Annotated in this window: 11 protein-coding genes and 1 riboswitch; of the genes, 7 read left to right on the forward strand and 4 right to left on the reverse strand. The window is 40.3% G+C overall.

Going from position 1 to position 11,347, the window contains the following annotated elements; translation table 11 throughout:
* Positions 1-182: 182 nt before the first annotated feature.
* Positions 183-1,487 (forward strand): amidohydrolase, encoded by a 1,305-nt coding sequence (locus tag LXL81_RS28425; RefSeq protein WP_234651426.1) that lies wholly within the window; start codon positions 183-185, stop codon positions 1,485-1,487.
* 60 nt (positions 1,488-1,547) lie between these two features.
* Positions 1,548-2,087: a hypothetical protein gene (locus tag LXL81_RS28430; protein ID WP_234651428.1), complete on the forward strand. Its 540-nt coding sequence runs from the start codon at positions 1,548-1,550 to the stop codon at positions 2,085-2,087.
* 230 nt (positions 2,088-2,317) lie between these two features.
* On the opposite strand, the gene LXL81_RS28435 is transcribed toward LXL81_RS28430, so the two are convergent.
* The 3 genes from LXL81_RS28435 to LXL81_RS28445 all read right to left on the reverse strand — a co-directional run bounded on the left by LXL81_RS28435 (position 2,318) and on the right by LXL81_RS28445 (position 4,464).
* A complete protein-coding gene (locus LXL81_RS28435) occupies positions 2,318-3,118 on the reverse strand; it encodes an SDR family oxidoreductase (protein WP_234651430.1) in 801 nt (266 codons plus the stop codon).
* A 15-nt stretch (positions 3,119-3,133) separates the two neighbouring features.
* The gene (locus LXL81_RS28440) at positions 3,134-4,069 is read right to left on the reverse strand and encodes an LD-carboxypeptidase (protein ID WP_234651431.1); all 936 of its coding nucleotides are present in this window, start codon (positions 4,067-4,069) and stop codon (positions 3,134-3,136) included.
* A gap of 68 nt (positions 4,070-4,137) precedes the next feature.
* Positions 4,138-4,464 carry a DUF721 domain-containing protein gene (locus LXL81_RS28445; protein ID WP_234651434.1) on the reverse strand — a complete coding sequence of 109 codons (327 nt, stop codon included), beginning with the start codon at positions 4,462-4,464 and terminating at the stop codon, positions 4,138-4,140.
* Positions 4,465-4,669: 205 nt separating this feature from the next.
* Positions 4,670-4,779, forward strand: a riboswitch (SAM riboswitch).
* A 186-nt stretch (positions 4,780-4,965) separates the two neighbouring features.
* Here LXL81_RS28445 and LXL81_RS28450 point away from each other — a divergent pair.
* The 5 genes from LXL81_RS28450 (at position 4,966) to LXL81_RS28470 (ending at position 10,142) form a co-directional block, all read left to right on the forward strand.
* Positions 4,966-6,270, forward strand: a complete 1,305-nt coding sequence (locus LXL81_RS28450; protein ID WP_234651436.1) for an O-acetylhomoserine aminocarboxypropyltransferase/cysteine synthase family protein — start codon at positions 4,966-4,968, stop codon at positions 6,268-6,270.
* 76 nt (positions 6,271-6,346) lie between these two features.
* The gene (gene metX / locus LXL81_RS28455) at positions 6,347-7,399 is read left to right on the forward strand and encodes a homoserine O-acetyltransferase (RefSeq protein WP_234651450.1); all 1,053 of its coding nucleotides are present in this window, start codon (positions 6,347-6,349) and stop codon (positions 7,397-7,399) included.
* A gap of 162 nt (positions 7,400-7,561) precedes the next feature.
* A complete protein-coding gene (locus LXL81_RS28460; protein WP_234651437.1) occupies positions 7,562-8,341 on the forward strand; it encodes a M48 family metallopeptidase in 780 nt (259 codons plus the stop codon).
* A 207-nt stretch (positions 8,342-8,548) separates the two neighbouring features.
* The gene (locus tag LXL81_RS28465) at positions 8,549-9,283 is read left to right on the forward strand and encodes a helix-turn-helix transcriptional regulator (RefSeq protein ID WP_310589615.1); all 735 of its coding nucleotides are present in this window, start codon (positions 8,549-8,551) and stop codon (positions 9,281-9,283) included.
* Positions 9,284-9,377: 94 nt separating this feature from the next.
* Positions 9,378-10,142 carry an SDR family NAD(P)-dependent oxidoreductase gene (locus LXL81_RS28470; protein WP_234651439.1) on the forward strand — a complete coding sequence of 255 codons (765 nt, stop codon included), beginning with the start codon at positions 9,378-9,380 and terminating at the stop codon, positions 10,140-10,142.
* Between the two features lie 74 nt (positions 10,143-10,216).
* On the opposite strand, the gene LXL81_RS28475 is transcribed toward LXL81_RS28470, so the two are convergent.
* Positions 10,217-10,987 (reverse strand): glycerophosphodiester phosphodiesterase family protein, encoded by a 771-nt coding sequence (locus LXL81_RS28475; RefSeq protein ID WP_234651441.1) that lies wholly within the window; start codon positions 10,985-10,987, stop codon positions 10,217-10,219.
* Between the last annotated feature and the right edge of the window lie 360 nt (positions 10,988-11,347).

An 11,347-nucleotide genomic window follows, 5' to 3' on the forward strand; every position in this document is an offset into this window, starting at 1 on the left:
AATGAAAATAACTTTTGTTACAAAAATAATATTTACTTTATCTATTACAACGTATAAGGGTGTTTTCTCCGAAATAAGATTTGTGCTCGTTCGATCTGATCAAATCGGAAAAATCATAATTTCTGATTACTTTGGATGAGTAAAGAATTATTTCTACCTAATTTATAAACGTCACTCTTATTATGCGCAGGCTTTTACTTCTCACCAGCTTGACTTTTGCTGGATTTACTTCCTTTTCTCAATCCCCGCTTAGTGCAAAAATTGACCAGAAATCGAAAGCACTGGAACCTAAGGTTATCGAATGGCGCCGTGATTTCCACAAAAATCCTGAACTAGGAAACCGTGAATTTAAAACGGCAGAGAAAATCGCCGCACATTTAAAAAGTCTGGGCATTGAGGTGCAGACGGGTGTGGGACATACCGGTGTTGTAGGTTTACTAAAAGGCGGAAAACCTGGTCCGGTTGTGGCACTGCGGGCAGATATGGACGGTTTGCCTGTGACTGAACGCGTGGATGTTCCTTTTAAATCTACCGTTACAACGGATTATAATGGACAAAAAGTGGGCGTAATGCACGCTTGCGGACATGATACGCATATTTCCATTTTGATGGGCGTGGCCGAAGTTCTGGCATCCATGAAAAGTGATTTGAAAGGAACTGTCAAATTCATTTTCCAACCGGCAGAAGAAGGTGCTCCGGAAGGAGAAGAGGGCGGTGCAAAACTGATGATCAAAGAAGGCGTACTGGAAAACCCGAAAGTGGATGCAATTTTCGGTCTGCATATTAACTCTCAAACAGAAGTTGGAAAAATTGGCTATAAGCCTGGTGCAACAATGGCCGCGGTTGATTTTTTTAGTATTGATGTGAAAGGAAAACAAACACATGGCGCATATCCATGGTCGGGTGTGGATCCCATTGTAACTTCTTCACAAATTGTAATGGGTTTGCAAACGATTGTCAGCCGAAATCTTGATCTTACAAAAGCACCGGCGGTTGTGACAATTGGCGCGATCAATGGCGGTATTCGTCAGAATATCATTCCGGAAGAAGTAAAAATGATCGGTACCATCCGGACTTTTGATGAAGATATGCATGTGAAAGTTCACAAACGAATTACTGAAATCGCTACCAATATTGCCGAAAGTGCAGGTGCCAAAGCAGATGTTAAAATCGGAATTCTTTATCCGGTAACTTACAATGATATTCCGTTGACAGAAGAAATGATCGGTACGTTAAAGGATGTTGCCGGGAAGGATAATGTAAAACTGGTTCCGGCCGCATCCGGAGCAGAAGATTTCTCTTTCTTCCAGCAAAAAGTACCTGGCTTTTTCTTCTTTTTAGGTGGAATGCCGGTAGGAAAAGATCCGCTGACTGCCTCAGCTCATCATACACCTGATTTTTATATCGATGATAGCGGAATGTTGCTGGGTGTTCGCTCGCTGAGTAGATTAACGGTGGATTATATGGAGAAGAAAACGAAGAAATAAATATTATTGTAATATTAAATAGATAGCTTGTTTCAAAAATTTTGTCTGAATTTCAACAACATGGCTTCTCGGTTCCAAAAATTTCCTTTTAGTTTAGAAACTTCTCTAAGCATTCTGGCGGTGGTTTCCAGCTTTTGCGCAATAGGTATAACGCTCTATCAGGTTTACCTACAGCGGGTAGAGCATTATGCTGGTGCGTTACCTTATTTGATGGTTTCAATCACTAACTTTTCCGAAGATAAAACCCCGGAGTATGCGCTGGAAGTTAGTAATAAAGGTGTTGGCTTAGCAAAAGTTGAGAAGCTGGAAATTTGGTATAAGAAGGGAAAAGTGGAAAATGAAAGTGCTCTGATCAGGGCATTGATCAATAACGATACAGTCACTTCCCGCATTTTTTCCAGTCTATGGAAGGGGCGTGTGATTTCTCCCGGCGAGCAATTTAATTGGATCAAGCTGTCAGGCCCGGGAGCTCAATCGCTTCGTGATGAAATGGATAAAGGAAATATCCAGTATAGAATATTATTCTCGTCTATTTATGACGAGAAATGGTATTTTAATTCGATTGCGGGAAAGCGGTTGATAGAGGCGGTAGGTCATTAAGTTGTCTGACTGTATCAAAATCATCAAGTAATTTTCTTTTCACCTTAAAACTAGAAAACTTGTTGGAAGTTTATAAAAACAGAGACAGTTAATCGCAATTCCACAATTCGATTAATTGTCTCTGTTTTTCAATCTTGTCTACTTACAAGCAAAAAGGGCGGAATACTACACATTTTGAAGAATGCAAGGTTGAAAAAACTTAAAGTCTCCGGGCAATTAATCCTTAACAATTATTCTGGAATATTTTTTCTAACCTGATCAAATAATAAGTCTGGCAAGAATCTTTTCAAATAAATCGCAGCAACTTCCTTAAATCCGCCTATATAAATCTCCTTTTTATCTTTTTTAACAGCATTCAAAATTTGTCTGGCGCATTCTTCCGGGGCGATTCCTTTTTCCTGGTTAGAGTCCATTTTACCAAATTTCTCGCCTTTTTCATTAATCGCATTAACAGAAACATTGGTTCGGATATAACCCGGACAAATCGTAGTTACTTTGATATTGTCGTTGTAAGATTCCGCACGAAGAGAATCGTAAAAACCTTGTAATGCATGTTTGGAAGCATTGTACCCGGACCGCATAATCGTCCCGATTTTCCCTGCCACGCTGCTGATCACGATGAAATGTCCGCTTTGCTGTTTGATCATATGAGGCAAAACAGCTTTTGTAATGGCCACGGTACTGTAAAAATTAACATCCATCAATTTCTTATAAATGTCAAGATCGGTATCTTTAATATATGAACGCTGACTGATACCGGCATTATGTACCATGATATCAATTCTCTGAAATTTGGCAATGATTTCGGCAGTTGCGCCTTCGGCTTTTTCGAATTCAGTTACGTCAAAGGGGAGAATTAAAACGGAAGAATCCGGTAAGCCCGTCGCTATTTTTACACGTTCCAGTTCTTCTTTTCTTCTTGCTGTCAAAACCAGTTTCGCACCTTCCTTTGCAAAGGCCATGGCTATGGCTTCTCCGATTCCGGAAGATGCACCCGTAATCCAGACTACTTTATTTTGAAATGTATCCATGCTGAAAATTCAACTTTATATAATGGTAGGAGCGGAGGATAAAAAGTGGAGTTCCACGCCTTCTTTGTTCACATCAAGATAAGCATTCATGCCAACAGCAATAGCCCGGTTATCCGCCACATGGCCAATTGGGAAATTGAACGTCAGGGGATAATCGTACTCCGCAACGTGTTCATGAATGATTTCATAGGCAGTTTTTCCAAAAGAAGGATTCGTATTATCTTTCATATCTGAAAATTGCCCGACAATCAAACCGGCCAGATGACTCAGTTTTCCGGCACGTTTCATCTGGATCATCATCCTGTCCAGATTATATAAATATTCATTAAGATCTTCAATGAAAAGTATTTTGCCTTCTGTATCGATCTGAGTATTGGAGCCGATCAAATGAGCCAGCAAACATAAATTTCCGCCTACAATTTCTGCGACAGCACTGCCATTTCTATTCAGGGGATTTGGCTCAACAGAATATCCGGGCAGTTCACCAAAAAGTATCGATCTCAGTGATTCTGCCGCTGTTTCTCCACCTTCCTGCATGATAGATTTTGTCATAGGAGCATGAACACTGGCATAACCAAGCTGATATAATTGTGACAAAATCGCTGTTAGATCGCTAAATCCAACAATCCATTTTGGAGATTTTATAAAATCAGTAAAATCAAGCCTGTCAATTATTCTTGAACAACCATATCCTCCGCGGGCTGCAATAATGGCCTTGATCGACGGATCGTCCAGCATGGCCTGTAAATCAGCCAGACGCTCTTCGTCCGTTGCAGAAAATTGGTTAAAGGAAGATTTTAAAGTTTTTCCTTCAACAACATTAAGTTTCCATTCATCGCGAAATAAGCTAATTCCGGGAAGCAGATCTTCATATCGGACCACGCTGGCGGGCGCAACTATCCCAATTTTATCACCTGGCTGTAAAAATGGTGGAATTTGTATCGTGGGCATATTAAGTGAGTGCGCAGTTTTGGTATGCGTCTGGTGGTTGATTTTTCGGATGATGTTGATATGATTTCCTAAACAAAAACTACATCTTTCACGAGGTCAGATTTCATTTCACGGTTAATCAATTCGATGATTTTAGATTTTGCGCGAACCAGCTCGTTTCTTAACGGAGCAGATTCAATCTGGAGGAAGAGAATATTGTCTTTTATGTAAATGTTCTTTGTCCTGGAAGCAATGGCGGCTCCCATAATTTTGTCCCAATGTGCCACAACATACGACTGATCAAAACGGCTTCTCAGTTTGTAACGGTCAATCATCATATCAATCGCTTCTTTAAGCGGAGTAATCCCCGGTTTTCGGGAAGATTTTTCTTTGTCGAAACGATAATGTATTGCCATAGGGAACGTACTTTATACAAAGATAGAACAAAGGGAGGAACGCCGGAAGGGTAAAAGAAAAGAATGCTGAAAAAGTGTAAAACCGGTGTGACGAATTCGTGAGCGATGGAAGGTTTGACTAAAATTTGGCATCGATATTTGTTTTTCCCGGCTTCCGGGCTTAATATTGCATTATCAAGTCAATTTGCTTCACTAATTAGCGGTTGATTTATAAAGAAGAGGCGAGAGAATAGGCTCTATGAACCTCTGGCAACCTACTCCGGCGTTGGAGAAAGGTGCTAATTCCTACCTAAGCTGTTTTAGGAGATATAAAATCAAACGCGCATGAACTTAATTACTATTTCCGCAAGCCGGAGGGCTTTATCCTCGTATCTCCAATTGATAAGCAAAGCTTCTCAACAGAATTTCCATATGGTTTTTCTGATGAGGTTTTTTGCCCGTTTTCCTGAATTTTTTGTAGTCAGTTAATATTTGCCGCACAAATAAACATTTCAAAAAAGTATGTCAGACTCATCTTATCAATTCGAAACACTTCAGCTGCACGCAGGCCAGGAACCGGATCCGGTTACAAATTCCCGCGCTGTTCCCATTTATCAGACAACGTCTTATACTTTCAATAACTCAGAACACGGTGCGAACCTGTTTGCATTGAAAGAATTCGGAAACATTTACACCCGGATCATGAATCCGACAACGGATGTTTTTGAAAAAAGACTGGCAGCGTTGGAAGGCGGAGTTGCAGCTTTGGGTGTTGCCTCGGGCCATGCCGCGCAATTTTTAGCCATTAATAATATCACAACGGTAGGCGACAACTTTGTTTCTACTTCATTTTTATACGGAGGAAGTTTCAACCAGTTTAAGAACTCCTTCAAAAATATCGGTGTTGAAGCACGTTTTGCGGACGGCGATGATGTTTCAAGTTTTGAAAAGTTGATTGATGATAAAACAAAAGCGATTTATCTGGAAACGATTGGTAACCCGAGTTACAGCATTCCGGATTTTGAAGCTTTTTCTGCCCTTGCGGCTAAATACGATTTGCCGATTATTGTTGACAATACCTTCGGTGCCGGTGGTGCTATTTGCCAGCCGATTAAATGGGGAGCACATATTATTGTTGAATCCGCCACAAAATGGATCGGCGGACATGGTACTACTATGGGCGGGGTGATCGTTGATGCCGGAACTTTTGACTGGGGAAATGGAAAATACCCACAATTTACCGAGCCCTCTCCAAGTTATCACGGGCTGGTTTTGAATGATGTTTTTGGTAAAAACGGACCATTCGGGAATATTCAGTTTATTATTCGTGCACGTGTGGAAGGTCTTCGCGACTGGGGACCATCTCAAAGTCCGTTCAATTCCTTTTTGTTATTGCAAGGACTGGAAACGCTTACACTTCGCGTGGAACGTGCAAGTGAAAATGCATTGGCTTTGGCAACCTGGCTGGAAGGACATCCGGATGTGGAATTTGTGAAATATCCTGGCCTTGCCAGTAATAAATACAAAGCACTGGCTGAAAAATATCTTACGCGCGGAGCCGGATCTGTGCTTTCTTTCAAACTAAAAGCAGGAAAAGAAGCAGCAGATGTTTTCGTGAATTCTGTGAAACTGACAAGTCATTTAGCAAATGTTGGTGATTCTAAAACACTGATTATTCACCCGGCAAGTACAACACATTCCCAGCTTTCGGAAGCAGAGCAGGAGCAGGCCGGCGTTGCACCCGGTTTGTTACGTCTATCCGTTGGGATTGAACATATTGATGATATAAAAGCAGATCTTCAGCAGGCTTTCGAAGCTGCGAAGTGATGATGTGATCAGGAATTCGGATGTAACTTCCTGATTTTTAATAGTTTTAGTATTTAAATTTAGTGCTTTGGCACGTATGCAAGCGGAACATAAGATTTTTAGATATCCTTATTCCTATCCTTTGGAATTGGGTCGTGAACTACCAGGTTTTGAATTATCGTACTCAACATACGGTACCAGAAATGCGGAGGATGATAATATTGTCTGGATTTGTCATGCCCTGACCGGCAATTCTGATGCTGCCGAATGGTGGGACGGGTTGGTTGGTGATGGAAAGTACATCAATTCTGAAAAGGATTTTATTATTTGTGTGAATGTTCTCGGATCGGCATATGGCTCCACAGGGCCGTTGTCAATCAATCCAAAAACACTGAAACCCTATTTCCGGGATTTTCCTACCATTACGGTAAAGGATGTTGTAGGGACGCTGGAAATTCTTCGTCAGGAGCTTAACATACAAAAAATTAAATTGTGCATTGGCGGATCGCTGGGTGGGCAGCAAGCTCTGGAATGGTCGGTTGAAGCTCCGGATCTTTTTGAAGAAATGATTTTGATTGCTTCCAATGCCTTGCATTCGCCCTGGGGAGTTGCTTTTAATGAATCACAAAGAATGGCCATTGAAGCGGATCAGACCTGGAAAGAAGATCATGAAGATTCCGGGAAAATGGGTATGCGGGCAGCACGCTCCATGGCTTTGCTTTCTTACCGGAACTATGACACTTATAACTTTACCCAGGCCCGCGATAATCCCGATCAGATCGACGATTTCCGCGCGTCATCTTATCAGCAGTATCAGGGTGACAAGTTTGTGAAAAGATTTAATGCATATTCTTACTGGACGCTATCCAAGATTATGGATTCACATAATGTTGGAAGAAACCGGGGCGGAATTGTGCATGCATTAGGACTTGTAAAAGCCAAAACTCTTGTTTTAGGTATAAAATCAGATTTACTTTTTCCAATTTCTGAACAACAGTTTTTGGCAAGACATATTCCTGACGCAGTTTTTCAGGAAATTGATTCTCTGTACGGGCACGACGGATTTTTGATCGAATACAAACAATTAACACAAGTAATACGCGCATGGCGGGAAACCAACGGTCAATTGCAAACCGCAAAAATTGGCTGATTATAAGAACAGTATAAACGAAAAGTCCTGTGCAAAACGCAGGACTTTTCGTTTATAAAACCATTGCCGTAGATTTTTAATCCACTGGAAATGAATCCATTTTATCCCGCTGACATGTTTGTCACCAATTTTTATTTCAATCAATTTTTAAAATAATTCCTCTTGATCAGCCAAAACCGTAAATACGCAATAGCGATTATTCTGGTTACCATCATGCTGCTTGTTTCCTGTTTTCTATTTTTTAGAAAAACGGAGATCAATCCGGTAACCGGAAAAAAGCAGCATATTACCTTGACTGTTCAACAAGAAATAACACTTGGCTTGCAATGTGCGCCGGATATGGCAGCGAAATATGGCGGACTTGATGCTGATATTGAGATTCAAAATAAAGTAAAAAACATTGGTCAGAAATTGGTGGCGGTAAAGCAGGTAAGCAAATCCCCATTTCAATTTGATTTTCATGTGCTTTCTGATTCGCAAATTGTTAACTCTCTTTCTCTCCCCGGCGGACAGGTTTTTATAACAAAAGGATTGTTCAAACTTCTAAAAACGGAAAGTGAAATTGCTGCTGTTTTAAGTCATGAAATCGGTCATGTAATAGGCCGGCACAGTGCTGAGAAATTGGCGGGATTTAATATTTTGAGAGAATTTAGCGATTCAACCGATACCTCGCGGGAATTAAATTCCAATCAAATCCCGGAATACCTTTCCGATCTTCTAAAAATAACGTTCAACGCAAATGAAGAAAGCGAAGCGGATGAACTGGCTTTGAAATATTTGATTGGTGCAGGATACAAGGCGAACATTTTACCGGAAACGCTGGAACAACTTTATAAAAAACAGGAAGAATTAAATGTATCTGATTTTTTAGACAGACATCCAGTCACAGAAAGCAGAATCGAAAATTTAAAAAGCGTTGTCAGGAAGTTATCTAAAAATTAAATTTATTTTATTACAGATTTGAATTTCGTAATTTTGACTCATGCCAGAACTTACGAACTTACAGGATTTTTACAAAGAGGCCTCTCTGCTTATTCCGGAAAGGATACAGAAGGAAATCGGTCACTTTAATGTGTTTAAAACCGAGGAAATATTTGGCGCAAAGCAAATAAAAATGCCATATAACCGCAGAGCTTATATAAAATAAGTTTGATCATCGGGAGAAACCGGGCAGAGTATGCGGATAAGGTGATAGAGATTGAAAAAAATGCGCTGCTGTTCGCAACGCCGCAAATTCCCTACAATTATCATTCACTGGACGATAACCAGACTGGGATTTTCTGTATTTTTTCAGAGGATTTTTTTGTGCAAAGTAATACAGGCATTGTAATTCCTGATATGCCGGTTTTTCAACCAGGCGGAAATCCTATCTTCTTTCTTACTGATGAACAGATGGATGAGGTGAAAGTAATTTTCAATAAAATGATTCGTGAGCTGGAATCGGATTATGCTTACAAGTATGACCTGATCCGGAATTATGTCATGGAACTGATCCATACCGGACAAAAGTTGCAGCCTGTTTCTGCTTTAAATACAGAAACAAACGCATTTCGCCGGGTATCTTCCTTGTTTATGGAATTACTTGAAAGACAGTTCCCGGTTGAACCTCCACATCAGAAATTGAAACTTAGATCGGCTAAAGACTATGCAGATCAATTATCAATTCATGTGAATTATCTGAATAAGGTTTTGAAAGAAGTGACTGGAAAAACTACCACAGGACTCATTTTGGATAGGATTGTGCAGGAAGCCAAAATCTTGCTGAAACATACGGACTGGAATATTTCAGAGATCGCTTATAGTCTGGGATTTGAAGAACCTGCCCATTTTAATAATCTGTTTAAAAAACATACCAGTCTGACACCGAAATCTTTTAGAGCATAGATTTGATTTTTGTAATTCCTGATTTGAAATCTGCAATGTTTAGAATTTCATACGCATGTACCTTTGTTTTATCAAAATATAAACAAAAACAGATATGGAATCGACAAATAAAATTGCTCTTGTAACTGGTGGGAGCCGAGGACTTGGAAAAAATATGGCACTTACTTTGGCGCAAAAAGGTAACGACGTTATCATCGTTTATCGTACCAATGAAAATGAAGCCAATGAAGTAGTTTCTGAAATAGAAAAACTTGGCAGATCTGCCGCTGCTATCCAGCTTGATGTTGCTGATACCAAAGCGTTCACAGGATTTTTTGACACCGTCGCAACTTTATTAAAGGAAAAATGGGGTCGTGAAACTTTCGATTTCCTGATCAACAATGCAGGTATCGACCGTTATTCTGCCTTTGCTGATACCACAGAAGAGGATTTTGATGAACTGGTTAATGTGCATTTCAAAGGTGTTTATTTCCTTACTCAAAAAGCTTTGCCTTTGCTGGCAGATGGTGGTAGGATTGTCAACTTGTCAAGTGGTTTGGCCCGGTTTGCAACTCCCGGTTACGCGGCTTATGGTTCCATGAAAGGTGCCATTGAGGTATTTACCCGATACCTTGCAAAGGAATTGGGTCACCGTGGGATCACCGCCAACGTGGTCGCTCCCGGAATCATCCATACCGATTTTACTAAACGTGCCTTTGCTTCCCATGAAGGAATGGAGGAGCATATGAACGCTATTACGGCACTTGGTAGAGTAGGACAGCCGGAAGATATTGGCGGTGTCGTAGCATTTCTTTGTTCAAAAGAAGCAGGTTGGGTCAACGCGCAAAGAATTGAAGCGTCAGGTGGAATGAATTTATAACCTCATTTAATGAGAAAGTAAAAGAGCAGCGATATCCAATTGATAACGCTGCTCTTTTTAGTTTTTGAATATTTTTATTTTAATAATTCAAGCAATTGTTCAGGTTCGTTGGTGGTAATAAAATCCACTTTTTTGTCAATGAACCATTGCATCGTCGGTTTATCATTGACAGTCCAGGCATTGGTTGTCAGCTTTTCCTTGTGCATTTCTTCGATGTAATGCTCATTCTTTTTGTAAACGGAATAATGGTAATCAATTCCTGATAAACCCGCAGCTAAAATTTCTGCCGGTGTTTTATCTCCATTCAAGTATTCCACATGTGCCTTTGGGGCCAGCTCTTTTACTTTCAGACAAACATCATAGTCAAAAGCGATATAATCTGTGATCTTTTCAACTTTCAGATTTTTTACCATTTCAACACATTTTTTTGTCAAAGCCAGAGAACGCTCTTTATTGATGGAAGAAGTTTTGATTTCCAGAATCAAACGCGTTTTCTTCTGTTTTCCTCCCGTTTTCAGATAAGCTTCAAGCGTTGGTAAGGCTTCACCGTTACCCAATTTTATTTTTGATAGTTCCCCGGAAGTGGCTTTTTCTATATCGGTCCCCTGAATTGTGTGATCATGGTTAACAAAAAGTACAGAATCTGCCGACATATGCACGTCAAACTCGCTGCCATAACAGCCCAACTTAATGGCGTGCTCCAGGGCCGCTATGGAATTTTCTGTGGCACCCGTATTTTTCCATGCGCCGCGATGGGCGATAACTCTTGTTTTATCTTGGGACATACCTTCAACTGAGATCAGGCAAAATAGCGAAATGGCAAATGCCAGAATACTTTTTTTCATTTCAATAAACTTTAACTGTTAATACAAGTCATCATGTGGCGATTTCTACCATCAGGTTTTTGGAACCAGTCGCGAAAGTAGTGTATTTTGCGTATGGCGGTGTTAGGTGTGTGTTAAGAAATGTTATGTTGATATTCGGGATTGATACTGCAATGGCTAAAGCCCTGGAATTACTGAGCCTTGTTGCACCCAGGGTTGAAACCCTGTGTTAGTTTTTTTTGGTGCGAGAATACTAACCCAAGGTGCTGTGTTAAAAGTCAAGTAAAAGATTAAATATTTTTATAAATTACGCTTTCAGAAGCAGGAATTTATTCCATGCACGTTAGGCAGGGCAATTTAATATTGTCTCTGCCTTATTTT

The organism is Dyadobacter sp. CY356, from assembly GCF_021440195.1.
Lineage (GTDB): Bacteria > Bacteroidota > Bacteroidia > Cytophagales > Spirosomataceae > Dyadobacter.

Coding starts and splice junctions, on each gene's coding strand:
- LXL81_RS28425 (WP_234651426.1), top strand. CDS start 183: ATGCGCAGGCTTTTACTTCTCACCAGCTTGACTTTTGCTGGATTTACT.
- LXL81_RS28430 (WP_234651428.1), top strand. CDS start 1,548: ATGGCTTCTCGGTTCCAAAAATTTCCTTTTAGTTTAGAAACTTCTCTA.
- LXL81_RS28435 (WP_234651430.1), bottom strand. CDS start 3,118: ATGGATACATTTCAAAATAAAGTAGTCTGGATTACGGGTGCATCTTCC.
- LXL81_RS28440 (WP_234651431.1), bottom strand. CDS start 4,069: ATGCCCACGATACAAATTCCACCATTTTTACAGCCAGGTGATAAAATT.
- LXL81_RS28445 (WP_234651434.1), bottom strand. CDS start 4,464: ATGGCAATACATTATCGTTTCGACAAAGAAAAATCTTCCCGAAAACCG.
- LXL81_RS28450 (WP_234651436.1), top strand. CDS start 4,966: ATGTCAGACTCATCTTATCAATTCGAAACACTTCAGCTGCACGCAGGC.
- metX (WP_234651450.1), top strand. CDS start 6,347: ATGCAAGCGGAACATAAGATTTTTAGATATCCTTATTCCTATCCTTTG.
- LXL81_RS28470 (WP_234651439.1), top strand. CDS start 9,378: ATGGAATCGACAAATAAAATTGCTCTTGTAACTGGTGGGAGCCGAGGA.
- LXL81_RS28475 (WP_234651441.1), bottom strand. CDS start 10,987: ATGAAAAAAAGTATTCTGGCATTTGCCATTTCGCTATTTTGCCTGATC.